Below are 25,443 nucleotides of genomic sequence, written 5' to 3'. Positions count from 1 at the left end.
ATATAAAAAAGATTTTACCAAGCAAAACCGAGTGAGTTCATATTTGAATTCTTGAAAAAATCGCGCGTCTGCATTATGCAGACATCACAATATTAATAACAGATTAAGTTATTAAGGGCGCACGGTGGATGCCTTGGCACTAGAAGCCGAAGAAGGACGTTACTAACGACGATATGCTTTGGGGAGCTGTAAGTAAGCTTTGATCCAGAGATTTCCGAATGGGGAAACCCAGCATGAGTTATGTCATGTTATCCATATGTGAATACATAGCATATGAGAAGGCACACCCGGAGAACTGAAACATCTAAGTACCCGGAGGAAGAGAAAGAAAATTCGATTCCCTTAGTAGCGGCGAGCGAAACGGGAAGAGCCCAAACCAGAGTGCTTGCACTCTGGGGTTGTAGGACACTCAATACGGAGTTACAAAGGAATAGTTTAGACGAATGATTTTGGAAAAATCAGCCATAGAAGGTAAAGGCCCTGTAGTCGAAAAGTTATTCTCTCCTGAGTGGATCCTGAGTACGGCGGAACACGTGGAATTCCGTCGGAATCCGGGAGGACCATCTCCCAAGGCTAAATACTCTCTAGTGACCGATAGTGAACCAGTACCGTGAGGGAAAGGTGAAAAGCACCCCGGAAGGGGAGTGAAATAGAACCTGAAACCGTGTGCTTACAAGTAGTCAGAGCCCGTTAATGGGTGATGGCGTGCCTTTTGTAGAATGAACCGGCGAGTTACGATTTGATGCAAGGTTAAGCAGTATATGTGGAGCCGTAGCGAAAGCGAGTCTGAATAGGGCGAATGAGTATCAGGTCGTAGACCCGAAACCAGGTGATCTACCCATGTCCAGGTTGAAGTTCAGGTAACACTGAATGGAGGACCGAACCGACTTACGTTGAAAAGTGAGCGGATGAGGTGTGGGTAGCGGAGAAATTCCAATCGAACCTGGAGATAGCTGGTTCTCTCCGAAATAGCTTTAGGGCTAGCCTCGCATGATGATTACTGGAGGTAGAGCACTGTTTGGACTAGGGGCCCCCCTCGGGTTACCGAATTCAGACAAACTCCGAATGCCAGATAATTTAATGCGGGAGTCAGACTGCGGGTGATAAGGTCCGTAGTCGAGAGGGAAACAGCCCAGACCACCAGCTAAGGTCCCAAAATATATGTTAAGTGGAAAAGGATGTGGCGTTGCCCAGACAACTAGGATGTTGGCTTAGAAGCAGCCATCATTTAAAGAGTGCGTAATAGCTCACTAGTCGAGTGACGCTGCGCCGAAAATGTACCGGGGCTAAACATATTACCGAAGCTGTGGATTGTCCTTTGGACAATGGTAGGAGAGCGTTCTAAGGGCGTCGAAGCATGATCGTAAGGACATGTGGAGCGCTTAGAAGTGAGAATGCCGGTGTGAGTAGCGAAAGACGGGTGAGAATCCCGTCCACCGATTGACTAAGGTTTCCAGAGGAAGGCTCGTCCGCTCTGGGTTAGTCGGGACCTAAGCCGAGGCCGAATGGCGTAGGCGATGGACAACAGGTAGATATTCCTGTACCACCTAAGATTGTTTGAACGATGGGGGGACGCAGTAGGATAGGCGAAGCGTACTGTTGGTTATGTACGTCCAAGCACTGAGATTGAGTATTAGGAAAATCCGGTACTCATTAAGATCAAGGTGTGATGGGGAGCGAAATTATAGTAGCGAAGTCGTTGATTTCACACTGCCAAGAAAAGCCTCTAGTTAGAAATTAGGTGCCCGTACCGCAAACCGACACAGGTAGTCAAGATGAGAATTCTAAGGTGAGCGAGCGAACTCTCGTTAAGGAACTCGGCAAAATGACCCCGTAACTTCGGGAGAAGGGGTGCTTTTTAGGGTGCAAGCCTTGAAGAGCCGCAGTGAATAGGCCCAAGCGACTGTTTATCAAAAACACAGGTCTCTGCAAAACCGTAAGGTGAAGTATAGGGGCTGACGCCTGCCCGGTGCTGGAAGGTTAAAAGGAGTGGTTAGCGTATGCGAAGCTACGAATTGAAGCCCCAGTAAACGGCGGCCGTAACTATAACGGTCCTAAGGTAGCGAAATTCCTTGTCGGGTAAGTTCCGACCCGCACGAAAGGCGTAACGATTTGGGCACTGTCTCAACGAGAGACTCGGTGAAATCATAGTACCTGTGAAGATGCAGGTTACCCGCGACAGGACGGAAAGACCCCGTGGAGCTTTACTGTAGCCTGATATTGAAATTCGGCACAGCTTGTACAGGATAGGTAGGAGCCTTTGAAGCGTGAGCGTCAGCTTACGTAGAGGCGCTGGTGGGATACTACCCTGGCTGTGTTGACTTTCTAACCCGCACCACTTATCGTGGTGGGAGACAGTGTCAGGCGGACAGTTTGACTGGGGCGGTCGCCTCCTAAAGAGTAACGGAGGCGCTCAAAGGTTCCCTCAGAATGGTTGGAAATCATTCGCAGAGTGTAAAGGCACAAGGGAGCTTGACTGCGAGACCTACAAGTCGAGCAGGGTCGAAAGACGGACTTAGTGATCCGGTGGTTCCGCATGGAAGGGCCATCGCTCAACGGATAAAAGCTACCCCGGGGATAACAGGCTTATCTCCCCCAAGAGTTCACATCGACGGGGAGGTTTGGCACCTCGATGTCGGCTCATCGCATCCTGGGGCTGTAGTCGGTCCCAAGGGTTGGGCTGTTCGCCCATTAAAGCGGTACGCGAGCTGGGTTCAGAACGTCGTGAGACAGTTCGGTCCCTATCCGTCGTGGGCGTAGGAAATTTGAGAGGAGCTGTCCTTAGTACGAGAGGACCGGGATGGACATACCTCTGGTGTACCAGTTGTCGCGCCAGCGGCATAGCTGGGTAGCTATGTATGGACGGGATAAGTGCTGAAAGCATCTAAGCATGAAGCCCCCCTCAAGATGAGATTTCCCAACTTCGGTTATAAGATCCCTCAAAGATGATGAGGTTAATAGGTTCGAGGTGGAAGTGCAGTAATGTATGGAGCTGACGAATACTAATCGATCGAAGACTTAATCAATTTTAAAGATTTTTTATTCGGGATTGCCGAGTAAAACTTAATATATCTTACTTGCTTTATCTAGTTTTGAAAGTATAATTTATTTATCTTTCATTTGTCTGGTGACGATGGCAGAGAGGTCACACCTGTTCCCATACCGAACACAGAAGTTAAGCTCTCTAGCGCCGATGGTAGTTGGTCTTACGATCCGCGAGAGTAGGACGTTGCCGGGCAGATTTACCCAGGAGGATTAGCTCAGCTGGGAGAGCATCTGCCTTACAAGCAGAGGGTCGGCGGTTCGATCCCGTCATCCTCCACCATTTAATATTATGCCGGAATAGCTCAACTGGTAGAGCAACTGACTTGTAATCAGTAGGTTGAGGGTTCAAGTCCTTTTTCCGGCACCATTTCTTGAGCCATTAGCTCAGTTGGTAGAGCATTTGACTTTTAATCAAAGGGTCAGAGGTTCGAATCCTCTATGGCTCACCATTTTTAATAAATATAATAAGCGGGTGTGGCGGAATTGGCAGACGCACTAGACTTAGGATCTAGCGCCTTTGGCGTGGGGGTTCGACTCCCTTCACCCGCACCATATTTGCGAAAGTAGTTCAGTGGTAGAATACAACCTTGCCAAGGTTGGGGTCGCGGGTTCGAATCCCGTCTTTCGCTCCATTATTAAAATTGAATGCCGGGGTGGCGGAACTGGCAGACGCACAGGACTTAAAATCCTGCGGTAAGTGATTACCGTACCGGTTCGATTCCGGTCCTCGGCACCATTTAATTTTAATTTGCGCCCGTAGCTCAATTGGATAGAGCGTTTGACTACGGATCAAAAGGTTAGGGGTTCGACTCCTCTCGGGCGCGCCATTATTGCTACGGGAAGTAGCTCAGCTTGGTAGAGCACTTGGTTTGGGACCAAGGGGTCGCAGGTTCGAATCCTGTCTTCCCGACTTGCTTTACATCGTATATGGGGGCTTAGCTCAGCTGGGAGAGCGCCTGCTTTGCACGCAGGAGGTCAGCGGTTCGATCCCGCTAGTCTCCACCATATAGAATTTCATAGTTATTATTTCGGCGGCGTAGCTCAGCTGGCTAGAGCGTACGGTTCATACCCGTGAGGTCGGGGGTTCGATCCCCTCTGCCGCCACTATTTATTTTAATAAGTGTTTACCTTTGGATTTAGGACCTTTAGCTCAGTTGGTTAGAGCAAACGGCTCATAACCGTTTGGTCGCAGGTTCGAGTCCTGCAAGGTCCACTTTATATAATGGAGGAATACCCAAGTCCGGCTGAAGGGATCGGTCTTGAAAACCGACAGGGGCTTAACGGCTCGCGGGGGTTCGAATCCCTCTTCCTCCGCCATTATTTTTTACTTCAGCTATCAATAAAATAGATGGTTTTCAATTTATTTATTATTATCGCGGGATGGAGCAGTCTGGTAGCTCGTCGGGCTCATAACCCGAAGGTCGGTGGTTCAAATCCGCCTCCCGCAATTATTAAGTGGTCCCGTGGTGTAGCGGTTAACATGCCTGCCTGTCACGCAGGAGATCGCGGGTTCGATTCCCGTCGGGACCGCCATGTATGGCTCAGTAGCTCAGTCGGTAGAGCAAAGGATTGAAAATCCTTGTGTCGGCGGTTCGATTCCGTCCTGAGCCATCTTTTTATTTTATATTATGCCGGAATAGCTCAACTGGTAGAGCAACTGACTTGTAATCAGTAGGTTGAGGGTTCAAGTCCTTTTTCCGGCACCATTCCATTTGGAGGGGTAGCGAAGTGGCTAAACGCGGCGGACTGTAAATCCGCTCCTTCGGGTTCGGCAGTTCGAATCTGCCCCCCTCCACCATTTAAATTAAATTATACATATGCTAGAATATTAATATAGGGGCATAGTTCAACGGTAGAATAGAGGTCTCCAAAACCTTTGGTGTGGGTTCGATTCCTACTGCCCCTGCCATGGCGATTGTGGCGAAGTGGTTAACGCATCGGATTGTGGTTCCGACATTCGTGGGTTCGATTCCCATCAGTCGCCCTTTATTATTAATGGGCTATAGCCAAGCGGTAAGGCAACGGACTTTGACTCCGTCACTCGTTGGTTCGAATCCAGCTAGCCCAGTTAAAGGCGCCATAGCCAAGTGGTAAGGCCGAGGTCTGCAAAACCTCTATCACCGGTTCAAATCCGGTTGGCGCCTCCATCTTTACTAATTTTATATTGCGGGAGTATTTCAACTTTTAGAATACAGATCTTCCTGATCTGAGGTGTAGGTGTAAGTCCTACCTTCCGCTCCATTTTTTAGTTACCAAAGTGTAGCTTATTTTTTTGCACTTTTTAATTAGAAATCACTCACTTTATTATTAGCAATTGCTTAGTTGACGTATAAATTGAGTTGCGTTATAATTTTTACATTGACCATTCAGCCACCGTGGCGGAATTGGCAGACGCGCCGGACTCAAAATCCGGAGATAAAATCGCACACTACACGATTACCTTAATCGCTTACCTATACGTTTTCATAGCGGACACTACGCCGGACTAAAATCCATCGCCTTAGAGGAGGTGTACCGTTATGAAAAGACGTACTATACTACGCAATAACCCCGATAATGTACGTATTCATTCGGATAAAAGCGAACATTTACCGCAGACATTCGATGAAGCCGTATCATCACTTCTTGCCGACAACAAGTACCGCAATCTGTCTCCGCATACTAACCGCTATTATAAGGAACATCTACGCATCTTTAAACGCATATATACCGAATTATATAATCAGCCGCCGCCATTAGCGCTTAATAGAGCGCATATAAGCGCATTTATCGATTACAGGATAAATACGTCTAGTAACGAAAAGAATGGCGTAGAAACGTCCCTACGTGCCTTAAAACGCTACTGTACGTTTATTCAGTCGAAAGGGTGGGCGCAGGATAATCCGTTTAACAATTTCGTTATGCCGAAAGTAAAAGCGCCTATAATAGAGACGTTTTCTGATACGCAGATACTAAAGATGCTTAACGCATGTGATACGGATACGTTCGTAGGATATCGCGATTACGTACTGATACTGTTTATGCTCGATACAGGCGTACGTCTGCGTGAGTTATGCGATATATCTTTAAGCGATATCAACCTCGAGGATAACTACGTTAAAGTATTCGGCAAGAATCAGACGTATCGTAATATTCCGATAGCAGCAACGCTAAAGACTGCGTTAAGGAAGTACATAGATGTGCGAGGCGAATCGCCGTCTGATGCGTTGTTTATATCGCAGAATGATACGGCATTGCGACCACGTTCCGTGCAGAATCGGTTAGAACGATACGGAAGAGCGGCCGGCATAGATAACGTTCGTGTAAGTCCGCATACATTCCGACATACATTCGCAAAGATGTACGTGCAGAATGGTGGTAATATATTCGTTCTACAGGACATACTCGGACATAGTACGCTAGAGATGGTACGTGTGTATGTGCGAATGTATTCGTCTGATATACGAAGAGACCACGCCAAGCATTCGCCTTTGAATCGCCTATAATCGCTATTTTCCGTAGCTTAATCGGATAAACGACGCTTGTCTTCGGACAGGCGTTTTTCTTTTGCGTAAAATATTTTTAAATTATTTTCGTTAAAAGTGTCCGAAAATCGATTTTCATTTCGTTAGTATAGTGAGGAGGCGAATAAGGATTGAATATCGTAGATAAACGAGGTAAGTTTATTATCGTAAATAAATCGTTAATAGAGGAGCAGGATAACGGAATAACTAAGCCGTCTGAAATATCGGTATTTACCGCATTGTGCATGCATGCGGATAATGATACGGGAAAGTCGTGGCCAAGCCTAGAAACGATTGCAGCAGAAGGTAGAGTATCGGAGCGTACCGCAAGGAATGCGATTAAAGCGTTAGAATCTGCGGGTTACATTCGGGTTGTGTCGCGCTTTGACGAAGAAACAGGTCGGCAGTTATCGAACTATTATTACATTCTAAAACGGTAGGGTGCAAATAGATTATCCGACGTGGGTGCAATTATTGTATCCGAGGTGGGGGTCGTCATTTGCCTACAAACTAGACTAATAAATAACGAGACTAAGACGAACTAGACTCAATCTTGCAGTCACTTGCTAACGCAAGCAACTGCACGCACGCTTAAAAGCATTAATAAGCAATATTGCATATATAGTATATAACGATATAAACCGTTATTAATCGTTAATATATGTATGCGTATTAAATATTAAAGAGCGGATTATATTCCGCAAACTTATTGCGCCGTTGGGCTACGCTAACGGTTGGGCGGTTTCACGTCCATAAAACGAGATAGGTCGTTTATTACACGAAAATTAAACGAAACACTCGTAAGGTAGTTCCGTATAACAACGGACTGAAATCCGTATCACAAATAACCGATACGGGGTACATACGGGCAGGTCGTAGTAGGCTCGTATGAATCGCTTTAAGTCGCTAATTGAGGTTTCAGTTACTTCTAAAAAGCGATAGTACCGAAACATCAACATGTCATTTAACTTCACCGAATATGTTTCAGTTACTTCTAAAAAGCGATAGTACCGAAACGAAAAATATAAAAAGCACATAGAGCTACCTGTTTCAGTTACTTCTAAAAAGCGATAGTACCGAAACAAAAGGTACTAAACCTAAAGCTAAAATGGCGTTTCAGTTACTTCTAAAAAGCGATAGTACCGAAACTGCGCTAATAATTCACCTACTGAAAGTTGTTGTTTCAGTTACTTCTAAAAAGCGATAGTACCGAAACCTTGATTGCGCACTAACTCGTTTACAAGTGGTTTCAGTTACTTCAATAAACTTACGATAAGGAGAAATATAGTATGACAACGAAAACATACGCTATTAAACTAATTAAACCGGTAGATGACTCGTGGGACTTTGCCGGAGAAACATTACGCAATTTAGAATATATCGTTAAACGATTTAAAAATAAAGCGGCAACGGATCAATACCTAAGTATCGTTTCAAAGGATAAGAAGTCTGCGGCGGAGATAAATACCGGAGTAAAACAAGGACTCGCAGAACTTGCGTATTTAAACTACGCACAAGAGTGTTTTAACGGTGCTATCAAAGAAGCAGTAGATAAAGTTAGTAAAGATTTTAAGGGTATTGTTACGGGAAAATCTTCGCTTATAACTTATAAGGACGGACAGCCTATTCCCGTTAGAAGTCGGCAGATAACACTCGAAAACGATAACGGTACATATTACGCAAGTATCGGTTTGCTTTCTCGTGAATACGCTACGGAGTTAGGCCGTGAAGGACGACAAAAAGCACGTATTAAATTCGTTCTATCATCGAAAGGGAACGAAAAAGTCGTACTCGATCGTATATTGTCCGGAGAATACAAGTTATGCGATAGCAGTATTCAGCGTAAGGGAAACGCATGGTACTTGCAGCTTGCGCATAGCTTTGAGGCAAAAGCTAAGACGGATTTAATTGCGAATAGAGTTCTCGGTATCGATATAGGCATCAGTAAAGCCGTGTATATGGCGGTAAGCGATTCTCCGGTCAATGCGTTTATTGACGGTGGAGAAATCGAGCAGTTTCGTAATAAGACGGAGCATAGACGTAATCAAATGCGTAATCAATTAAAGTGGTGCAGCGATAATCGTAAAAGCCACGGAAGGAATACGTTATTAAAACCGTTAGAAGTTTTAGAGTCGAAGGTATCTGACTTTCGTAAATTAACGAATCATAGGTACGCTAAGTATGTCGTTGATTTTGCGGTAAAGAATCAATGTTCGATTATACAGATGGAAGATTTAAGCGGGATTAATACGCGAAGTGCTTTCTTAAAACGTTGGTCATATTTCGATTTACAGACGAAGATTGAAGATAAAGCGGCTGCGCATGGAATTAAGGTCGTTAAAGTCAATCCGAAATACACATCACAACGTTGTTATAATTGCGGAGTTATTGCGAAAGACAATCGAGAAAGTCAGTCCGTGTATAAATGCGAATGTACTAGGCGCACTAAAAAGGGGGTGGTTGCGTATAAAGTGAATGCGGATTTAAACGCTGCTAGAAATCTTAGCGTGCTAGGAATCGATAAAGAAATAAAAGCGCAATGTAAAGCGCAAAAGATTGCGTATTAACTAATAAAGGAGACGATAATATGACGAAATTATATCAACCGCATTATGATAACGGGGAAGCATGGTCGGATCATTACGAATGGACGAGTGAGTACGTTTATGCAACCGAAGAAGAAGCTATTGCTGAAATACTATCGCGCGGGTACTTAGACTTAGGCGCTAAAGGATGGGAAGGCGAGAAATGGTATTCATTCGATAATGGCGATTGTGAATACGGGCAAGAACGATTAGGTATTGCGTATGTAAAAGAGATAACGCTAGGAGGCGATACAGATGGCGCTGAAATACTACGAAAAGCCGGTAAGTAAGTGGAATGTGCGTAATCTAACGGATTACATGGCGGACGAACATCGTAAACGATTTAACTGCGATTACGCTCCGTTCGGATCGTGGCAGCAGGAACGTGGATTAATTTCGCAGATATTCGGTACTGCGAGTAAGGACGGTAAATACGATAAAGAACTCGTTAAAGAGTTTATCGACGAATGCTTTGCGTCATATCGTCCTACTGCGCAATATCCCGGAACTAACTTCGGATTCTTATGGACGTATAGACAGACGGAGTTTGCACGCTTAAAGAAGGATTATGACGAGCGTAAGTTTGTGGAGAAAGAGGCGGCTAAGCCTATTGACGATGATATTACGGATTGGTTTAAGTCTTAACGCGTATGATACCTTTCATTTGCGTTTTAAAGGGTCATATAGCGCATGTAATATATTGCTTGATAAATACGTATAAAACGTAAAGAAGTCGCTAGAAAACGATTTATGAACGAAAAATAAACGAAAAGAGGACGATGATATGAAAGTTATTAATTACGGGAATACATTCGAGATTTACGAAAATGAGTTGCAGACTTACGATAAACTGCCGGCACAAACGTATCTAGTGAAGTTTAATCCGATGGCGGGATTCTCGCTTAGACGAGTTACAGATTTCGAGCAGCGTGAGGAAAAGTTATACGGCACACATACGCAGAAGATTACGAAAGTGATGGACGCATTTAATAAGGTAGAACGATCATTAGGCGTTATCCTTAGCGGAGATAAAGGAATCGGCAAGTCATTGTTTACGCAACTATTAGCAGAAGACGCTATTAAGCGTGGAATGCCGGTTATCTTAGTGACGGACAACTATCCGAATATTGCCGAGTTTATCGAAAAGATAACGCAAGAGTGTGTTGTTTTGTTCGACGAGTTTGAAAAGGTATTCCCGCAGAACGGCGATGGCTCAACGCAGGATTCGTTATTAGGTCTCTTTGACGGCACATCGCAGGAAAAACGATTATATGCGATTACAGTAAACGATTTACATAAAGTAAGTTCGTTTATGCTAAACCGTCCGGGACGATTCCATTATCATATCCGTTTTGCGTATCCTTCTCCGGTAGAAATACGTGAATACTTAGAGGATAAAGTATCTCCGAAGTATAAAAGCGAGATTAAGGCTGTAGAAATATTCAGCCGTAAAGTAAAACTTAACTACGACTGTCTGCGTGCCATTGCGTTTGAACTAGATAACGGCGTAGAGTTTGCCGACGCTATCCAAGACTTAAACATCTTAAATACAGAAGCACAACGATACGATATGTTAGTAACGTTCCAAGACGCAAACGGAGTTGAGTTCGACGATTATATTAAATCTTACGCAGTAGACTTATTTAGTAATAAAGAAAGAATAGAGCAGTATGGATCGAATAGTTATGCTATATATGTCGATGGCACTGCTGCTAACGACGCTGAAAACGGCTTGTATATTAGTGGAGCGGATTGTGAAATTGGGTGGATTGACGAGCATAACGAAAAAATTAAAGAAGGGTTTACGATTAAGAGCGTGGTTTTAACTCAAAGAAAACAAGCATTAATGCACTACGCAATATGAACGAAAAGAGGACGATAAACGATGGACTTTTCAGATTTTCGTATTAGCGCAGATAAAGCGCGTGAGATTGCGAAAGAAGCTACGCGCATAGAAGAACTGCGGCATGAAGCAACGCTAGAAACTGCGCTAGCGTATTGTTATATGCGAATAGCGACTGCAAGTGCGCAAGGAAGAATGGAAGTTTATCTCGAGAATGATGTGGCGGATTATTTAGAGGATCGTGTTTTATACGAATACAAGAGCGTTGCACACCTAGAATTAATGCCATATCGAATTGAGGACGTTGTTAAACACGTTATGCCTGCGTTAAGAGCGTCGGGATATGAAGTTTATTATGACATCTATATTAAGCGATTATACATCGAGTGGGAGGACGAAGTATGAAAGCGGAGTATGTACGCATATTTAAGAACTACAACGGACATACTACGGACGAAAAGAGGCTTGTCGTATATATCCTTAAAGAGATAAAACGTGCTATAGACGAGCAAAGGGATTACGTGACCGTCCAAGTCGCTAATTCTATAGCAATAACGGATACTGTGTTAGCAGAATTAGGCGTTGATGAGTTCGATATAGTATGTGATGGTTTCGGCGTATATTATGCGACATTTTGTATTGACGAAGTTTACCGACCTGCTGCTGATTTTAAAGGATAAAATTAAACTTTTAAAAGGAGAATGACGATGTTAAAAATATTTAGACAAGGCGTTAGAGAACTTAATTCAGATGTAGAAACGTGGGTAGTCCGATGGAATTCAAGATACGGTAGTTTCAGCGGAGATACGGAAGAGCAAGTACAAGTCTTTACAGACTACGAAGAAGCTAAAGCGTTTAAGAACGAATTAGAGCGTGCTACTAAACTATTAAAGCATACTGCTAGCGACATAACGCGCTTTAAAATCGAGAAAATGAGCAACGGTTTATAGATATAAACGAAGTAATAACGAAAGGAGAACGCTATGACAAACGAACATATCTGCGCATTAGCACCGTTCTGCAAACTTGCAGGCAGCGACAAGTGTAACGATCAATGCGCACCATTTATATCGGTTAATTCCCGATATGAAAACGCAGATATCCCTAACGATTATAAAGGCGTTACACTTGCGAATAGTCCTGCACGCGAAGAGCAGTCGGAGATATATACGGTATTAGAATCGTATGTAGAGACGTTTAGTACGGACGTGCGCATTAAGAATTTATACTTGTACTCGAAGTCTCCGGGAACGGGAAAGACAACGACTGCAATAGCGTTATTGAACGAGTATATCCGCAGGCGATTCCTTTATTACGCAAAGGAACGCAAGAATATGCCGGAATCATTAGGCGCGTTTCTCGATTTAAACGAATTTCAAACGAGATATAACCTCGCAAGCATGTCGAAGGACGACGAGGATATGGACGTTATTAAGGACGCTATATTGCGATACAGTAACGTAGAATTCCTAGTCGTTGATGATGTCGGAGTTAGGAGCGCTACTGAATCGTTTAGAGCGATGGTGCATTCGATTATTAATGCGAGGGTTACAAACGGCAGGCCTACGGTATTTACGAGTAACGTAATGCTTGCGGGATTGACTTCGGTATTGGACGAAAGGTTATACGATAGGATAAACGATCAGTGCTTGACGCTCACGTTTAAAGGCGAAAGTAAAAGGGGGCGACGATAGATAATGGCGAACAACCACGGATTATTATTCATAAATAAAGCGATTCAAGCCGAATCATTCAACGTATTCGCACGCTACGGCATACGTGAAGACTCGTTCGTATCCGCACAAGAACGTAAGTATTATCGATTTATTGCGGATTACTACGAACGACAAGGACAGATGCCTTCGTATGCGTTAATGGTCGATACGTTCGATGATTTCGTATACATTCCGGATATAACAGATAGATTCGAGCCGTTAGCGGAAGGAATCGCAAACAGAAAGATTGCCGTTGAGTTCAACCGTTTCTTCGAACACGATTTTGAAACGCTGAAAGACGAAACGAACGGTAATGCAGCAGAATTAATTACGAAGTTGACAGACGGATTAAACGATATTAGACTTAAATATACGAACGTCAGTTCCCCATTGACAAGTTTAAAAACATCTGCTGATGAATATTTAAGCGAATACAAACGCAGACAACTCGGAGATTCTTTCGATACGTGGGATTCATTTATGCCGTATATGACCGAAGAAATAGGAGGTTACACGTCGGGTAACTTATACGTATGGTACGGTCGTAGTGGGCGAGGTAAATCCGCAATTGTATTACGTGAAGCGCTAGAAATCGCACAACAAGGCGCAACAGTATTAGTATGGTCGTTAGAAATGTCGGCTTATGACGTACTGACACGCTTATATACGATGTTGTCTGCGAAACTAAAGAAGACGAATATAACGATCGAAGGCGAGAAGATGGCGGCAGGATTCGATAGCCGAGAGTTACGTAACGGACATCTTTCTGCGGACTTCGAACGTTCATTTACAGATATGCTAGACGCAATAAACGAACACGTAGAAGGTAATATCGTTATTAGAGCGGTAGACGATTTAGACTTTAATAAGCGAGATGTATCGCAGTTAGAATCGGATATTGAATCGGTTAATGCAGACGTTGTTATCGTCGATCCGATGTACTACATGGATTACGAAAAGAATACGTCAAAGACTGCCGGAGGAGATGCTGCTGAAACTTCTAAGCGATTAAGACGATTAGCAGGCGCAAGGAATGTCGTTGTAATGACGATGACACAAGCGGACGAAGACGAGAAGGAATCTAAGATGGACAGTAACGTACGAGAACTTAAATTCCCGAAACGTAGCGAAGTAAAGAAGACTAAGGCGTTACTAGAAGACGCTGCTACGCTTATTGCGATTGATACTGATTATACGCAAAGTCGTGGTATTGTCGGTATTAATAAAGGACGTAATGGTGGAGAAGGAACATCGTGCGAATTAACGTTTATACCTAACTACGGTATTATCGAGCAATTAGTTATAGACGGGGATATGTTCGATTTTTAACCGTAGAAAGACGGAAAGGAGGCGCATAAAACGTGGCAACGATATACGTAAATGGTCGGTATATAGACGTAGACATACGAGAAGAAGTCGAAGAGTACGATTGGTATAACGCAAAATGGACGGAAGATAAGCTGATTGCGTGTAGTCCGTTTAGGGACGATTCTAAACCGTCCTTTTGGCTGCATTTAAACGGAGAACGATCCGGAGTTTTCGGCGATAGTGCGTATGAAGACGACTACTATCGTTCCGGAACATTCCCGAAGTTGCTCGCATTCCTGCGTGATGAATCGTACGAAGAAACATGCGCATACTTACTCGAAAAGTACGACTATGATTATATGGACGGGGATATCGAGTTAAGTGTTGCTAATGCGAAGATAGCCGAACGCATGACAGTAAGTATATCCGAGAATGAATACGATAAGCCGATTGATACCGAGTATTTAATTGGGCGTGGAATACATCCGAGGGTAATCGAAATGAACGGCGTATTTGATAACGGAGATAACGTAGGAATCCCGTGGCGTTCTACTAATGGCGTTGTATCTGCGATTAAGTACAGACATAAGCGCAGTAAGTATTTTTGGTACGCCGAAGACGGTAAACCTTTAGGCGAATTAGTTTACGGATTAGATATCGTTATTAAGCGTGGAATTAAGCGTGCAGTAATATGCGAGGCTGAAATCGATGCTATGACGTGGCAGTCCGCAGGAATAATGGCGATAGCGATTGGTGGCGCTAGGTTAAACGAGTATCAAGCGGATATGATCGTAATGTCCGGGCTAGAAGAGATAATCGTAGCAGGCGATAATGACAGGCAGGGACATAAGTTTAACGATAAATGCGTGGACTTATTGCGAAATAAAATCGAATTATATAGAATTAATTATAGCGACATGGAAGGCGCAAAAGACGTGAATGAACTCGGCATTGAGCGTCTGAAACGTGTTCGCATAAATCCCGTGAAGGAGACGATTATTTCGATATGAAACGATTTATATTCGGATTAACAACGGCAGCAATGTTATTAACTGCGTGCGGAGAAGAAAGTAAATACGAAAGCGAAGACGCTAAGCTAAAGGAGTATACAGTCAATACTGCTAAAGCCGTGAGAACGTATGCATTTAAAGCGTTATATGGCGACGAAGTGGATGCAGATAAGTTTATTAAGGCGGACGAATACATAGAAGCGTTTAAGAACGATATCAATCGTGATAAACTTTCTAACGATAAAGCCGTGCTATATGACGATTTACTGCGTGGATTACGTAAGTACGATAAGCTAGCGGACGAAGCTAAGAAAGGCGATAAAGCGTTTGAACGTGCAGCAAACGAAGAAGACGATAGTGCTGATTTCTTAGAGATTGCGGAGTATTACGATGAGACAGACGATGATAACGACTTTAAGGAATTAAGCGAAATAAAATAGCCCTCGCCTTTTAGACGGGGACTATCGATATTACTTCCGAATTCTTGTCGTAAGAAACGTTGAAATCTTCGGAAGGGTAATCTATTATGTATCGTATTAACTCTAGTTTAGTCATCATTAGATCGGTTTCTGTATTATTACCGCTAGAGTTTCTTTGCGCTGATAGCATTAGATATACGGCTAGTCGAGCGGCAGGCGGTAAATCAGTATTAGGATTTAAAATATTGCGTATAGTACCTTCCGATATTTCTAATAAAGTCGCAAGCGTTGTATTATTGTGGCTTGATTTATCCATAGCGCTAATTAATAATTCTTTATATGCTGCTGAATCGTAAGATATTTCGAGTTTGTTTAAAAGCGCTAAATACTCTTTATTAAACGAATTTGAATCTTTATCACGCATAAATACGTCCTCCTCGTAACGTAACTGTAATATTACTGTAACGATACCGTAATTGTAATCGTAACATGCTACGTGTATTATAGAAATTGTAAGTTGCGCTAACAACTTGCGAAAATAAAATTATTTTAAAAATATTAACGAATAGTGTCCGAAAATGCTAATTCATTTCGTTAATATAGTAGGAGGGCATTTAATGCGAAACAAACTAATTAAATATGTAATGTCGAAAGGTATTCGAGACCAACACGTTGTAGAAACGATTGTAAACGACGTGCTGCTTAAAGAATCGGCTAAAGGCAAAGAGTTTGCAGAGGCACGATTCAGAGTTCTTGATTATATCCGGAAGGCTAACCGTGAATCAGAACGGTATGTATCACTAGACGCATTGAGCGCTAACTCAATCGAAGAGCCGAGCAGCCTTTACGATATAATCGGATATGACGATACCAATGAAAGAGAAAGCCGCTTACAAGAAGACCAACGCCAATTAATCTTAAATCTTGCAAACGGCTCTGACGAAAGAACTACGCTAATAGTTCAAACGTTCTTAACAACTGATAAACCTACGGTCACAACCGTCGCTAAACGTTTAGGACTCGATCATAAGCAGGTAAGCCGAGCGCTAACTCGATTATCTCGCAATTATGATAGCGGTTTATATGGCGATTTAAGAAGCTATTTTGTAGCGTAATAAAAGCGCCGTTTTGATTTTATCATATTTTAACGTTTTACTCAATCGAGTAACTTCGTTCTTATGGTTATATTATACCACGGAATGTTTACGATTAAACCCGAACATAACCCGAACACTTTATGACAATTAACGAAAATCAAACGATATATAAACGAAAAAGGAGCGGATTAAAATGACGTATGACGAGATTTTAGAAATGGCGGACGAGCGCCACGTAGAAATAACGTATCAAGGCGGTATCTTTGATGACGAAGACCCGTACGATTACGTAGACGTAAAGGAGGTAATTGCGCATGTTTAAGTATGACGTAAGTAAGCACGCAATGCATCGCTATCAAGAACGCTGCGGAGGTCGAGGTAAAGGCGAAGTATTACGACATAACGCATTAAAGTGGGCGAACACGTATATCCCGCAGGCAGAATGTTTAGGCGTATTCGAGGACGGACACGTTCATTACCGATATAAACAGTACGAGATCGTAGTATCGAAACAAAACGTAGTAGTAACGATTAGTTTTTATACGGGTATTACTAGCGCATTAGTAGACGAAGTATCTGACGCAATTAAGACGAAGATTGCGAAGTTACTAAAGCCTTACCGCAAAATGCACCGCGAGTTGTTAATTGAAATGCACGAGGCGGAGATTCGTAAGTTACGCGTATTTAATCCGCAGACGCAGGAACGTATTCAAGAAGTTATTACGGATATTAACCGTGAGATTAATACGGTGCAGAATCATATACACGATTTAGAGCAGTTAGCGAGTAAATACGGAGTGGAGGTGTAAACGAATGAAAGAAGAAACAATTACGAAGTATATCGACCAACTAGCGCAATCCTTAAACGTTGCAAGCGAACATGTATACGAGGCGCTGATTAAACAGGCGATGGTTAGCGGTATTATGTCGGTAGTGTGGGCGGTAATATTCGGTATTGCAACAGTAATCGTGATATGCGTAGGAATCATGAGCGCAAAGAGGGAGTACGACAGATACGGATTCGATCATGATGTATTTATAACGCTAATTATGACGCTAATAGCAACGTCTTTTGTGGTAATACCGTTCGGAGTAGCGGTAGAAAACGCATTAACTGCGCTCCTTAATCCCGAATATTGGGCGATTAATGAAGTGTTAAACGCAATCAAGTAGTAAAACGATTTAAACGTTGATATATGCGGATTGGCATCAGCTAGTCCGTATCCATGAACGTTTAAACAGTAGCGCTACTAACGTTCAATGTCGTTAAAGGCGACGGCCATTAATGACGAAAATAAGCGAATAAAGGACGGATGCAAGTATGGTAAACGTAACAAGTGGATTAGACGCATTAAACTTATTAAACGACGTAGAATCGGCAGCACACGAGAATAAGTTCTCGAAATTAGGATCGGGTCAAACTCGTACAGTAAAGGTATTAAATTGGGGCGACTTTATCGGAGTTCAAACGTATTCAATCTTTAAGCAGGTAAATACGTTCGTACCCGAAGTAGCACCGAAGTTATCTGCGAAAGGATTCCCGGTTGACAACCTAACGCCATTCGATAAAGCGTGGCAGTATTGGCAGGATAAATCGGAGAAGTTCGGAGACGAAGCGTCACAGGAGGCGACTAAGTATCGCATTAAACCTCGTTTTGCAGTCGGATTCTACGACTTAGACGAGAAAACGTGTATCGTTATCGACTTCTCGAAGAATCAAGCGAAAGATGTTCTCGGAATTATTCAGAAGAACGAAAAGAAACTGACGAAGAAAGCATTTGAACTCGAGAAGAGCGGTACAGGAACATCAACGAAGGTGGTATTAAGTCCGTTAGACCTTGACGACTTAACTCCGGAGCAGGAAACGGCATTTAACGAAGCACCGAAAGAGTTCGATAAAACGTTATTCGAAAACTTATACTTCGTTCAAAACGAGGAGCAGATGGTTGAATCGCTTAAAGGCGCAGGATTCGACGTATCATTAATCGGACTTGAAGGCGGTACACCGGTTACTGCGGATGCTGAAACGCAAGAAGACGACCCAACGGCAAACTTTTAAACGAAAGGAATGACGATATATGGCGCATGAATCAACGCTGGTAGGAGGCATAAGCGAATCAATTGCGACTGCTATGTTTCTTGCGAACGGTTTTAGCGTATTCCATGCGGTCGTTCCCGAAGTTTACGACTTGGTTATTTACGGAAAGGATGCGGAAGGTAATAACGTGTCCTTTACCGTGCAAGTTAAGACGATTAAGATACGAACTGACCGTGAAGGACAACTCGTAGTAAAAGGCAGTAACAGTAATGGCGAGCCTTATTCGAAGAAGGACGTTGATTATATATTCGGCGTACACTTGCCGAGTAAAACCGGCTACCTTATCCCGAATAACGAGCAATCGGAGTATTGGGCGAAGGACTTCGAAACTGCTGCGAGCAAGTGGACTGAATATACGTTGTAGACTGCGGAATAAACCGTAGAATGCGACGAAGAATTAAATTGCGATTGGATTACCGATCGTAATAACGAAAAATAAACGAAAATTAAAGGAGATTAATACTTATGGCGATTAAATTAACTTTATATGGCGCAGAATTAACGTTTGACACGGTAGCGGAGTATAACGAGTTTGCGAGAACTAACGCAGCAATTACGGACGAAGGCGTTGCTGCTGACGAGATTACAACGCAGGAAGACGAAATCAAAATCGGAGATAAAGTCGAAATTATCGGTAACACACATGATTACCATCGGCATAAAATTGGCGAAATCGGTGTAGTTACGGAGATTGACGACGAAGACGGCGATTATAAAGTAAACGTAAACGGCTTTAAAAACTACGTGTTGAAACAAGACGTTAAGAAAGTCGATTCAGAAACGAAAGAAGGCAAGAGAGTGCCGGAAGGATACGAAAGAGTATCGTTTGTAGACGCTAAAGAAGGAGATTTCTTTTTAGCGCTTGATGACGAATGTGATATTACAGCAGGCAATAAATACGAGTTGCGCGAAGATTACGACGGCGACCTAGAATTCGATGATGACGTAGAAGACGCTCGTATGCTAGAAAACCGCGATGAAGACGTAGACGGTATTGTTATCCGTAAGATTGCCGAAGATAATACGGAAGATGCTCCGCTTAAAAAAGGCGACGTTGTAACGGGTATTGCCGGTAGACGCTATGTTTACACTACGGATAAAGCGTTGTTGCAGGTAACAAACGTATTTGACGGAAAAATTAACGTTAAGATACTTAAAAGCGTAGACAATCCGGAGGAAGAAGGACGTAAATACGACGTTTATCCGGAACATTTCGATAGAACAACGGAAGAAGAGTTTAACGCTAAGCACGAATTATCTGCGGATAAAGACGACAAAGCAGATAAATATGAACGTATTTCGTTTGAAGACGCTAAGGTTGGCGATTATTGGGTTGCTGACGAAGAAAGCCTTGATATTACGGTAGGTAAACGATATTTAATTGCGAAAGTTTACATTGATGCCGACGGAGATATAGTGGTTAATTTCGATAATGACGAAGGAGACGAGCGTGAACGATACCACTTCTCGGCTAACGGGCATATTGAGCGTGAAGTAAGCGAATCGAAACCGAAATTTAAGGTAGGCGACAAAGTACGTGTTGCTGCTGCGAGTTATCATCACTTAGAAGACGGCTGTATTGCAAAGATTTTACGAGTTAGCGAAAGTAGTACTCATATTCGTAACGGAAAACGTACGCCGACTCCTTATTACGTAGGACATCAGTTTATTGCTGCGGAAGATTTAACGCTAGTAACTGATGACGAAGTACAAACGCAAGACACTTCTTTTGAGAAGGGAGACCGCGTTGTAGTTACTGAAGAAGGAGTCGGCGATCATTACTTCAAGAAAGGAACGGTTGGAACAGTAATCGATTATAGCCGAGGGAGTGGAAGACCATATGTGCAGGCAGATAGTGTGAACGCATGGATTGAAGACTCTGAATACGCTAAAAAAGACGACAATGCACAATACATTTCGGAAGGTATTCTCGAGGCATTTACGAGTAAGCACGTCGAAGTTGGCGCTAAGTACGAAGTGATTGAACGTGCTGAACGATATTCTGCGGGACGATTTGTCGAGAAGGGCGTTATTATCAAAGTCACTGACGTATTACCTGACGGGGATATTCACATTGAGAATGTTGATGGATCGGAGTCCGGAATGTTAATTCTAGCGAAAGAGGCGCATAAACTACGCAAAGTAGAAGAGAAAGTCGAAGTACAAACGCAAGAACTTGTATTCGAAAGAGGCGACGTAGTCCGTATGACAGAAGACGTAACAGACTACTACGACGATAAGATTAAGGAAGGCCGTTTAGCCGTTGTAGACTGGCTTCCTTCGGACAGAACAGAGATTGCGGTAAAACAACGTGAAGGAAAATCGGTTGTAATCGTACCAAAGAGCGCAGTAGAACTCGTAGCAAAAGCGATTAAGTAACGCAGAAAGAGGGCGATGTAATGAACGTTAAAATCGAATTAAACGAATCTAAATCGTCCGCACTTCAAGAAGCAGCTAAGAGGCATATCGATGCAGGAGCGGGAGAAACGTTAGAAGAAGCGTTCTCCCGTATTCTTAGCGCTAAAACCGTAAGTGAGACGGACAAGCAACGAATATTAACCGTTAAACAGGCGTTAGAAGACGGAGAAATAACGCGTGAGCAGAAGGCTTACGAAAAAGGACGTAAACTAAGTAAAGCCGAAGTATTGCGATTATATAAAATCGTAGAAGAGCGCCAACAAGAGCGTATCTTAAACGAAATGAAAGACCGTATGCCCGACAACTACCGATTAATAACCGACGAAGATTCGCTGCTATATATGGTTGCGGAAATGACCGAAGAAAGAGCGATTGTATTCGACGTAGAAACGACAGGTACAGATATATGGTCGGACTATATCGTAGGACACGTATTATCTGCGGTTGAATCCGATAAGCATTATTATATTCCGACAAAGCACGAAACAGAAGAAACGCAGCTAGACCATGATTACGTACTAGACGTACTGAAACCGATATACGAAGACGAAACAGTAATGAAAATCGCACATAACGCTAAACTATTGGTGTTGTAAAACCTCTCTCATAACGGTAGAACCTAAGGCGCAGGCTATGGCAATACCGTGCCTACATTAACGGAGACGTTAGATGGGGTGTAACGACTGAAACGAGCGTCGCAAGCGCAAGTGGAGGAATGGTGGAAACGAAAAATAAACGAAAGGACGAGGCGAGTTGAAAACGTGTACGAAATGTAAACTAGAACTTCCCGATAGCGAATTTTCTATGCTTTTACGAAGAGGGAAGCGTTGCCAAAATTCTCAATGTAAAAAGTGTGTGGCAGAGTATAAACGGCAGCACTACGAAAGAAACAAGCAGAAGTATAAGGATAAAGCAAAACGGTGGAGGAAAGAAAATCCCGAAAGAGTAAGAGAAAATTCCGTAAATTACAGACAGAAGAACGCTGAAAAATTGCGAGTTAAAAAGAGAGAATATCTAGATCGCGAGGAGGTTAAAGAATCCATTGCTCGTAGGTTTAGGGAGTACCGTAAAGACGAGGGATTCCTAAAGAAAGAGCGAGCAAGAGGTATGGTAAATAAACGCTTATTGTCGGGTAAGATAGTTAAGCCTAATAAGTGTGAAGTTTGCTGCTCGGAAGGCTACGTCGAAGCACACCACGAAGACTACGATAAGCCTTTAGAGGTAGTGTGGGTTTGTAAGAAATGCCATGAAAATATACACCATTCAAACGAGAGGCAGTCGTCTTAGAACGTATCTTGCGAAAAACGTTCTATAAAAAAGGCGATTGAAGGTATAGTCTGTGCCGTATAGAAATATGCGGATTACACGAAGTTCGATATTCACATGCTCCGTAACGAAGGGATAACCGTTCGTGGCGAATTGTGGGATACGCAGGAGGCTATGCGATTGCTTAACGAAAACGAGCCGTCGTACGCATTAAAGACGTTAGTATCGAAATTTTTAGGCGTTCCTTCTCTTACGTACGGGCAGCTATTCGGCAAGAAAGGTTTCCACGAAGTATCCGATTTATTAATCGCTACTTCATACGCTGCAAAAGACGGAGATGTAACGTATAAGCTATACGAATTCCAACGTAAGATATTGCAAGAACGTTTTCCGACGATTTACAAGTACGCAAAAGAAATCGAAATGCCGTTAATATACGCAGTAGTCGATATGGAACGCACAGGATTCGTTATCGACGAAGAATATGCGAAAGAATACGGACAGACGTTGTTAAACGAAATAGACGACGTAGAGCAACGTATTCTAGCGGTATTAGGCGATATCAACCTTAACAGTCCTGCGCAGGTTAAACCGGCAATAGAGGCGCACATAGGACGTGAGATACCGAATACAGACGCTAAGAAGACGCTGAAACCTTTAGCGAAAGATTACGTGGCAGTCGAAGATTTATTGCGCTACAAGGAATTAACGAAGTTGTACGGTACTTACGTAGATAAGTTACCGCAGTATATCCGAGAAAAGACGGGTAAGCTGATGGCGAACTATAATCAGAATGGTGCGAAGACAGGTCGATTCAGTTCGGGTGGAGGATCGGTTAATCTGCAAAATCAACCGTACGAAGCCCGCAAGCTATTTGTTGCACCGAAAGGCCACGTTATTTTGGGCGGAGACTTTAGTCAGCAGGAATATCGAGCGTTGGCGGCTTATTCACAAGAGCCGAAACTTATCGAGAATTACCGTAATGGAACTGACTTATATCAGACGGTAGCAAGCGAAATATTCGATAAGCCTATAGAAGAATGCGGAGATGGCTCGGTATACCGCAAACAAACGAAGGTAATTTTATTAGCGATTGCTTACGGTACAGGCGCAAGAACGTTATCAATGCAGTTAGGTAAGTCGGTTAAAGAGGCGCAGACAATCCTTGATGACTTTAAAGCGAAGTACACAACGTTAGGATCGTGGATTGAGCAGAATAGAACGTTTGTACAACGACATGGATTCGTTTGGTTAGGCGATAAATGCCGTAAAAGACGATTACCGGACGCCCAAGACCCTAATAGCGATTATTGGTATTCCGCAGTAATGACGCAATCAACTAACGCAATAATTCAAGGCAGCGCGGCTATTCAGACTAAAGCGACTTTAATTGCGTTGCAGCAGTTTTGTGAACGTAAAACAAACGAAGGTAAAGGCGAGTGGAAGCTATGGTGCGTAGTCCACGATGAAGCCCTTCTGCAAGCACCGGACACTATAACGCAAGAAGACGTAGACGAATTCAGACGCGTTATGGTGGATACGTACCAATTCGGAGACGTGCCGAATAAGACCGATATAGAACTTAGTTTGCGGTGGGGCGAAGGTATGACCGAAGAAGAATGGTTTAAACGAAAGGAGACGGAATAAATGGCGAAGAAGTGGTCGGATTTAAGAGTAGGCGATAAAGTAATCGCAATAGCAGACAGTATGCATGTTACTAAAGGAAAAATTTATCCGGTAACACGCGTAGGAGAGCTTTTTATTGATTTTATTAACGATAAAGGCAACGGACATAGCGCATCAGAAGATTGGGTATTAATTCCGTACGAAGAAGAAGGAGACGATATTATGACGAAATCAAACGCAAGAACACTCGAGGTTATCGTAGAAGAAAAGACGACAACAACCGGAATACATGCAGGACAGGTACGTATGGACGAAGATGGCGTAGTTATCCTCGTTGTCGGGGCGATAGAAGGATTAAAAAGCGCAGATGGAGTAGCGGTATACAACACGGTCATCTTGCGCGATCCGGACGGAGAAGTCGAATTTGAAGTTAACATGCCGTATAGTAATCAAAGCGCATTCGACATCGCAGAAGAATTCCCAATCGTTGTTAATGCGAAATTACACGTAAGTCCGATTAATTAAAGAGGCGTTTATATGACGAAATACAGATTTAGCGTATGGAACGTACTAGCACCGGATAAATCAGTATTGCAGACGTTTGTATCGAAAGAGACGGCAGAACGATTTGTAGACGAAATCACTAGCGGAATGGAAAACGATCACGGTAACTTTATTGCGATTAAAGAAGTAAAAGTATACGGAGGTAATACGAATGAAAGTAACTAAGGAATTAATCACGGATTTATTAGCGATTCAAGAGATGTTCGACGCAAGAATCGATACACGCAATCTAAGCGATACATTACTCGCTTATTTCGTTGAAGTATTCGAATGGATTAATACGGTAGAAACGTTTAAGAATTGGAAAGCGAAACCGGGCAAGCCGTTAGAAACGCGGTTAGACGAACTAGCAGACGTAATGGCGTTCGCTTTGTCGATATTATCGCAGGCTAAGGAATCGGTAGACGAAGAAGAATTCGATTTAACGTTAGACGAAATCGTAAACGGGTTTAATCACGTTAAACAGGAATTTACGCTTGATAAGTCTTCTACGATTATGGCGTATGTAAACATCATAGTATCGTCATTATACGACGAAGAAGGTATCCCGAATATCGATACATTCGCAGTAGCGTTCCTAGTCGCGCAGCCTTTCTTGATTGCCGATAAATACTACGATATCGATAGCGTGGTAGCTGCGTATAAGACGAAGATGGACGTTAATCATGCGAGACAAGACGGTACTGCTGACGAAGATAAAGGATACGTATAGGAGGCGATTATATGTCAGTTAAAGGCGTACCAATGCGACATTTTGCGGTTGAAGTCGATGTTAGAGCGGTCATTAAGACGACTGTATACGTGGATGCGTACGACGAAGTAGACGCAATGGAACGCGTTACAATCGAGCAGATACTCGAGCAGGACAATTTAGCCGCGAAGATGACCGCAGAAGAAAGCGATTTTTATATCGATGGTGTAAACGAATTATAAACGAAAAGTAGGC

At 43.1% G+C, this 25,443-nt stretch carries 28 protein-coding genes, 22 tRNA genes, 2 rRNA genes and 1 CRISPR repeat array; of the genes, 51 read left to right on the top strand and 1 reads right to left on the bottom strand.

All coding sequences use genetic code 11. The features are described 5' to 3' along the window. Positions 1-101 precede the first annotated feature (101 nt). The 37 genes from LAU42_RS09330 to LAU42_RS09150 all read left to right on the top strand — a co-directional run bounded on the left by LAU42_RS09330 (position 102) and on the right by LAU42_RS09150 (position 15,449). A 23S ribosomal RNA gene (locus tag LAU42_RS09330) occupies positions 102-3,026 on the top strand. A 97-nt stretch (positions 3,027-3,123) separates the two neighbouring features. Further along, positions 3,124-3,238: ribosomal RNA gene (gene rrf / locus LAU42_RS09325) — 5S ribosomal RNA — on the top strand. Positions 3,239-3,249: 11 nt separating this feature from the next. After that, a tRNA-Val gene (locus LAU42_RS09320) sits at positions 3,250-3,325 on the top strand. A gap of 11 nt (positions 3,326-3,336) precedes the next feature. Continuing rightward, a tRNA-Thr gene (locus LAU42_RS09315) sits at positions 3,337-3,412 on the top strand. A 6-nt stretch (positions 3,413-3,418) separates the two neighbouring features. Continuing rightward, positions 3,419-3,494, top strand: a tRNA-Lys gene (locus tag LAU42_RS09310). Between the two features lie 19 nt (positions 3,495-3,513). Beyond that, positions 3,514-3,597 (top strand) — tRNA-Leu (locus LAU42_RS09305). Positions 3,598-3,602: 5 nt separating this feature from the next. Then, positions 3,603-3,677, top strand: a tRNA-Gly gene (locus tag LAU42_RS09300). Between the two features lie 15 nt (positions 3,678-3,692). Then, a tRNA-Leu gene (locus LAU42_RS09295) sits at positions 3,693-3,781 on the top strand. A gap of 14 nt (positions 3,782-3,795) precedes the next feature. Next, positions 3,796-3,872, top strand: a tRNA-Arg gene (locus LAU42_RS09290). A gap of 9 nt (positions 3,873-3,881) precedes the next feature. Next, positions 3,882-3,955, top strand: a tRNA-Pro gene (locus LAU42_RS09285). A gap of 19 nt (positions 3,956-3,974) precedes the next feature. After that, a tRNA-Ala gene (locus LAU42_RS09280) sits at positions 3,975-4,050 on the top strand. A 25-nt stretch (positions 4,051-4,075) separates the two neighbouring features. Next, positions 4,076-4,149 (top strand) — tRNA-Met (locus tag LAU42_RS09275). 35 nt (positions 4,150-4,184) lie between these two features. Then, positions 4,185-4,258 (top strand) — tRNA-Ile (locus tag LAU42_RS09270). A gap of 11 nt (positions 4,259-4,269) precedes the next feature. Then, a tRNA-Ser gene (locus LAU42_RS09265) sits at positions 4,270-4,362 on the top strand. A 57-nt stretch (positions 4,363-4,419) separates the two neighbouring features. Further along, positions 4,420-4,493 (top strand) — tRNA-Met (locus LAU42_RS09260). A 9-nt stretch (positions 4,494-4,502) separates the two neighbouring features. Then, a tRNA-Asp gene (locus LAU42_RS09255) sits at positions 4,503-4,578 on the top strand. Positions 4,579-4,583: 5 nt separating this feature from the next. Further along, positions 4,584-4,656: transfer RNA gene (locus LAU42_RS09250), tRNA-Phe, on the top strand. 19 nt (positions 4,657-4,675) lie between these two features. After that, positions 4,676-4,751, top strand: a tRNA-Thr gene (locus LAU42_RS09245). Between the two features lie 8 nt (positions 4,752-4,759). After that, positions 4,760-4,843, top strand: a tRNA-Tyr gene (locus tag LAU42_RS09240). A gap of 37 nt (positions 4,844-4,880) precedes the next feature. Next, a tRNA-Trp gene (locus tag LAU42_RS09235) sits at positions 4,881-4,954 on the top strand. A 2-nt stretch (positions 4,955-4,956) separates the two neighbouring features. Beyond that, positions 4,957-5,029 (top strand) — tRNA-His (locus LAU42_RS09230). A 12-nt stretch (positions 5,030-5,041) separates the two neighbouring features. Then, positions 5,042-5,113: transfer RNA gene (locus tag LAU42_RS09225), tRNA-Gln, on the top strand. A 5-nt stretch (positions 5,114-5,118) separates the two neighbouring features. Then, positions 5,119-5,192, top strand: a tRNA-Cys gene (locus LAU42_RS09220). 19 nt (positions 5,193-5,211) lie between these two features. Next, positions 5,212-5,286, top strand: a tRNA-Gly gene (locus tag LAU42_RS09215). A 278-nt stretch (positions 5,287-5,564) separates the two neighbouring features. Beyond that, positions 5,565-6,530, top strand: coding sequence for a tyrosine-type recombinase/integrase (locus LAU42_RS09210; protein ID WP_224183306.1), 966 nt, complete (start codon positions 5,565-5,567; stop codon positions 6,528-6,530). 149 nt (positions 6,531-6,679) lie between these two features. Beyond that, positions 6,680-6,988 carry a helix-turn-helix domain-containing protein gene (locus LAU42_RS09205; RefSeq protein ID WP_224183305.1) on the top strand — a complete coding sequence of 103 codons (309 nt, stop codon included), beginning with the start codon at positions 6,680-6,682 and terminating at the stop codon, positions 6,986-6,988. A 475-nt stretch (positions 6,989-7,463) separates the two neighbouring features. Then, a CRISPR array of direct repeats spans positions 7,464-7,764; the repeat unit is 36 nt; unit sequence GTTTCAGTTACTTCTAAAAAGCGATAGTACCGAAAC. A gap of 73 nt (positions 7,765-7,837) precedes the next feature. Next, positions 7,838-9,115, top strand: coding sequence for an RNA-guided endonuclease TnpB family protein (locus tag LAU42_RS09200; RefSeq protein ID WP_224183304.1), 1,278 nt, complete (start codon positions 7,838-7,840; stop codon positions 9,113-9,115). 20 nt (positions 9,116-9,135) lie between these two features. Beyond that, positions 9,136-9,423, top strand: a complete 288-nt coding sequence (locus LAU42_RS09195) for a hypothetical protein (RefSeq protein ID WP_224183303.1) — start codon at positions 9,136-9,138, stop codon at positions 9,421-9,423. Next, positions 9,389-9,778, top strand: a complete 390-nt coding sequence (locus LAU42_RS09190) for a hypothetical protein (protein WP_224183302.1) — start codon at positions 9,389-9,391, stop codon at positions 9,776-9,778. The genes LAU42_RS09195 and LAU42_RS09190 overlap by 35 nt, the downstream gene beginning before the upstream one ends. Positions 9,779-9,917: 139 nt before the next feature. Then, entirely contained in the window at positions 9,918-10,997 is a 1,080-nt protein-coding gene (locus tag LAU42_RS09185; protein WP_224183301.1) for an AAA family ATPase, read from the top strand. A gap of 21 nt (positions 10,998-11,018) precedes the next feature. Then, positions 11,019-11,381 (top strand): hypothetical protein, encoded by a 363-nt coding sequence (locus tag LAU42_RS09180; protein ID WP_224183300.1) that lies wholly within the window; start codon positions 11,019-11,021, stop codon positions 11,379-11,381. Next, complete coding sequence (locus LAU42_RS09175) at positions 11,378-11,656, top strand: hypothetical protein (RefSeq protein WP_224183299.1); 279 nt, start codon at positions 11,378-11,380, stop codon at positions 11,654-11,656. The genes LAU42_RS09180 and LAU42_RS09175 overlap by 4 nt, the downstream gene beginning before the upstream one ends. Positions 11,657-11,683: 27 nt before the next feature. After that, positions 11,684-11,926, top strand: coding sequence for a hypothetical protein (locus LAU42_RS09170; RefSeq protein WP_224183298.1), 243 nt, complete (start codon positions 11,684-11,686; stop codon positions 11,924-11,926). 33 nt (positions 11,927-11,959) lie between these two features. Continuing rightward, positions 11,960-12,670, top strand: coding sequence for an ATP-binding protein (locus tag LAU42_RS09165; protein WP_224183297.1), 711 nt, complete (start codon positions 11,960-11,962; stop codon positions 12,668-12,670). A gap of 3 nt (positions 12,671-12,673) precedes the next feature. After that, positions 12,674-14,020 (top strand): DnaB-like helicase C-terminal domain-containing protein, encoded by a 1,347-nt coding sequence (locus LAU42_RS09160; protein ID WP_224183296.1) that lies wholly within the window; start codon positions 12,674-12,676, stop codon positions 14,018-14,020. Between the two features lie 32 nt (positions 14,021-14,052). Continuing rightward, positions 14,053-15,009, top strand: coding sequence for a toprim domain-containing protein (locus LAU42_RS09155; protein WP_224183295.1), 957 nt, complete (start codon positions 14,053-14,055; stop codon positions 15,007-15,009). Beyond that, positions 15,006-15,449: a hypothetical protein gene (locus tag LAU42_RS09150; RefSeq protein WP_224183294.1), complete on the top strand. Its 444-nt coding sequence runs from the start codon at positions 15,006-15,008 to the stop codon at positions 15,447-15,449. Before LAU42_RS09155 ends, LAU42_RS09150 begins: the two co-directional genes overlap by 4 nt. A gap of 10 nt (positions 15,450-15,459) precedes the next feature. On the opposite strand, the gene LAU42_RS09145 is transcribed toward LAU42_RS09150, so the two are convergent. Continuing rightward, positions 15,460-15,852 (bottom strand): hypothetical protein, encoded by a 393-nt coding sequence (locus LAU42_RS09145; RefSeq protein ID WP_224183293.1) that lies wholly within the window; start codon positions 15,850-15,852, stop codon positions 15,460-15,462. Positions 15,853-16,045: 193 nt separating this feature from the next. Between LAU42_RS09145 and LAU42_RS09140 the strand changes: the two genes are divergently transcribed. The 14 genes from LAU42_RS09140 (at position 16,046) to LAU42_RS09080 (ending at position 25,430) form a co-directional block, all read left to right on the top strand. Beyond that, positions 16,046-16,543 carry a hypothetical protein gene (locus LAU42_RS09140; RefSeq protein WP_224183292.1) on the top strand — a complete coding sequence of 166 codons (498 nt, stop codon included), beginning with the start codon at positions 16,046-16,048 and terminating at the stop codon, positions 16,541-16,543. A gap of 175 nt (positions 16,544-16,718) precedes the next feature. Further along, complete coding sequence (locus LAU42_RS11860) at positions 16,719-16,847, top strand: hypothetical protein (RefSeq protein ID WP_277602367.1); 129 nt, start codon at positions 16,719-16,721, stop codon at positions 16,845-16,847. Continuing rightward, on the top strand, positions 16,840-17,334 hold the full coding sequence (locus LAU42_RS09135) for a hypothetical protein (protein ID WP_224183291.1): 495 nt from the start codon (positions 16,840-16,842) through the stop codon (positions 17,332-17,334). Before LAU42_RS11860 ends, LAU42_RS09135 begins: the two co-directional genes overlap by 8 nt. Positions 17,335-17,338: 4 nt before the next feature. Beyond that, on the top strand, positions 17,339-17,698 hold the full coding sequence (locus LAU42_RS09130; protein ID WP_224183290.1) for a hypothetical protein: 360 nt from the start codon (positions 17,339-17,341) through the stop codon (positions 17,696-17,698). A gap of 148 nt (positions 17,699-17,846) precedes the next feature. Beyond that, complete coding sequence (locus LAU42_RS09125; RefSeq protein WP_224183289.1) at positions 17,847-18,584, top strand: hypothetical protein; 738 nt, start codon at positions 17,847-17,849, stop codon at positions 18,582-18,584. Positions 18,585-18,714: 130 nt separating this feature from the next. Beyond that, the gene (locus LAU42_RS09120) at positions 18,715-18,987 is read left to right on the top strand and encodes a hypothetical protein (RefSeq protein ID WP_224183288.1); all 273 of its coding nucleotides are present in this window, start codon (positions 18,715-18,717) and stop codon (positions 18,985-18,987) included. A gap of 101 nt (positions 18,988-19,088) precedes the next feature. Further along, positions 19,089-21,002 carry a hypothetical protein gene (locus LAU42_RS09115; RefSeq protein ID WP_224183287.1) on the top strand — a complete coding sequence of 638 codons (1,914 nt, stop codon included), beginning with the start codon at positions 19,089-19,091 and terminating at the stop codon, positions 21,000-21,002. A 20-nt stretch (positions 21,003-21,022) separates the two neighbouring features. Further along, positions 21,023-21,637, top strand: coding sequence for a 3'-5' exonuclease family protein (locus LAU42_RS09110; protein WP_224183286.1), 615 nt, complete (start codon positions 21,023-21,025; stop codon positions 21,635-21,637). 259 nt (positions 21,638-21,896) lie between these two features. Beyond that, positions 21,897-22,328 carry a hypothetical protein gene (locus tag LAU42_RS09105; RefSeq protein ID WP_224183285.1) on the top strand — a complete coding sequence of 144 codons (432 nt, stop codon included), beginning with the start codon at positions 21,897-21,899 and terminating at the stop codon, positions 22,326-22,328. Between the two features lie 90 nt (positions 22,329-22,418). Then, a complete protein-coding gene (locus LAU42_RS09100) occupies positions 22,419-23,954 on the top strand; it encodes a DNA polymerase (protein WP_277602384.1) in 1,536 nt (511 codons plus the stop codon). Continuing rightward, positions 23,955-24,458: a hypothetical protein gene (locus LAU42_RS09095; protein ID WP_224183283.1), complete on the top strand. Its 504-nt coding sequence runs from the start codon at positions 23,955-23,957 to the stop codon at positions 24,456-24,458. A 12-nt stretch (positions 24,459-24,470) separates the two neighbouring features. Then, positions 24,471-24,662 (top strand): hypothetical protein, encoded by a 192-nt coding sequence (locus LAU42_RS09090; RefSeq protein ID WP_224183282.1) that lies wholly within the window; start codon positions 24,471-24,473, stop codon positions 24,660-24,662. Beyond that, positions 24,649-25,209 (top strand): dUTPase, encoded by a 561-nt coding sequence (locus tag LAU42_RS09085; RefSeq protein WP_224183281.1) that lies wholly within the window; start codon positions 24,649-24,651, stop codon positions 25,207-25,209. The genes LAU42_RS09090 and LAU42_RS09085 overlap by 14 nt, the downstream gene beginning before the upstream one ends. A gap of 11 nt (positions 25,210-25,220) precedes the next feature. Continuing rightward, positions 25,221-25,430, top strand: a complete 210-nt coding sequence (locus tag LAU42_RS09080; RefSeq protein ID WP_224183280.1) for a hypothetical protein — start codon at positions 25,221-25,223, stop codon at positions 25,428-25,430. Positions 25,431-25,443 lie beyond the last annotated feature (13 nt).

The organism is Macrococcus armenti, from assembly GCF_020097135.1.
Taxonomy (GTDB): Bacteria; Bacillota; Bacilli; order Staphylococcales; family Staphylococcaceae; genus Macrococcoides; species Macrococcoides armenti.
The sequence above is the reverse complement of the archived record's forward strand: the minus strand, read 5'-3'. Positions and strand labels throughout refer to the sequence as shown.

Coding starts and splice junctions, on each gene's coding strand:
- LAU42_RS09210 (WP_224183306.1), top strand. CDS start 5,565: ATGAAAAGACGTACTATACTACGCAATAACCCCGATAATGTACGTATT.
- LAU42_RS09200 (WP_224183304.1), top strand. CDS start 7,838: ATGACAACGAAAACATACGCTATTAAACTAATTAAACCGGTAGATGAC.
- LAU42_RS09195 (WP_224183303.1), top strand. CDS start 9,136: ATGACGAAATTATATCAACCGCATTATGATAACGGGGAAGCATGGTCG.
- LAU42_RS09190 (WP_224183302.1), top strand. CDS start 9,389: ATGGCGCTGAAATACTACGAAAAGCCGGTAAGTAAGTGGAATGTGCGT.
- LAU42_RS09185 (WP_224183301.1), top strand. CDS start 9,918: ATGAAAGTTATTAATTACGGGAATACATTCGAGATTTACGAAAATGAG.
- LAU42_RS09180 (WP_224183300.1), top strand. CDS start 11,019: ATGGACTTTTCAGATTTTCGTATTAGCGCAGATAAAGCGCGTGAGATT.
- LAU42_RS09175 (WP_224183299.1), top strand. CDS start 11,378: ATGAAAGCGGAGTATGTACGCATATTTAAGAACTACAACGGACATACT.
- LAU42_RS09170 (WP_224183298.1), top strand. CDS start 11,684: ATGTTAAAAATATTTAGACAAGGCGTTAGAGAACTTAATTCAGATGTA.
- LAU42_RS09165 (WP_224183297.1), top strand. CDS start 11,960: ATGACAAACGAACATATCTGCGCATTAGCACCGTTCTGCAAACTTGCA.
- LAU42_RS09160 (WP_224183296.1), top strand. CDS start 12,674: ATGGCGAACAACCACGGATTATTATTCATAAATAAAGCGATTCAAGCC.
- LAU42_RS09150 (WP_224183294.1), top strand. CDS start 15,006: ATGAAACGATTTATATTCGGATTAACAACGGCAGCAATGTTATTAACT.
- LAU42_RS09145 (WP_224183293.1), bottom strand. CDS start 15,852: ATGCGTGATAAAGATTCAAATTCGTTTAATAAAGAGTATTTAGCGCTT.
- LAU42_RS09140 (WP_224183292.1), top strand. CDS start 16,046: ATGCGAAACAAACTAATTAAATATGTAATGTCGAAAGGTATTCGAGAC.
- LAU42_RS11860 (WP_277602367.1), top strand. CDS start 16,719: ATGACGTATGACGAGATTTTAGAAATGGCGGACGAGCGCCACGTAGAA.
- LAU42_RS09135 (WP_224183291.1), top strand. CDS start 16,840: ATGTTTAAGTATGACGTAAGTAAGCACGCAATGCATCGCTATCAAGAA.
- LAU42_RS09130 (WP_224183290.1), top strand. CDS start 17,339: ATGAAAGAAGAAACAATTACGAAGTATATCGACCAACTAGCGCAATCC.
- LAU42_RS09125 (WP_224183289.1), top strand. CDS start 17,847: ATGGTAAACGTAACAAGTGGATTAGACGCATTAAACTTATTAAACGAC.
- LAU42_RS09115 (WP_224183287.1), top strand. CDS start 19,089: ATGGCGATTAAATTAACTTTATATGGCGCAGAATTAACGTTTGACACG.
- LAU42_RS09110 (WP_224183286.1), top strand. CDS start 21,023: ATGAACGTTAAAATCGAATTAAACGAATCTAAATCGTCCGCACTTCAA.
- LAU42_RS09095 (WP_224183283.1), top strand. CDS start 23,955: ATGGCGAAGAAGTGGTCGGATTTAAGAGTAGGCGATAAAGTAATCGCA.
- LAU42_RS09090 (WP_224183282.1), top strand. CDS start 24,471: ATGACGAAATACAGATTTAGCGTATGGAACGTACTAGCACCGGATAAA.
- LAU42_RS09085 (WP_224183281.1), top strand. CDS start 24,649: ATGAAAGTAACTAAGGAATTAATCACGGATTTATTAGCGATTCAAGAG.
- LAU42_RS09080 (WP_224183280.1), top strand. CDS start 25,221: ATGTCAGTTAAAGGCGTACCAATGCGACATTTTGCGGTTGAAGTCGAT.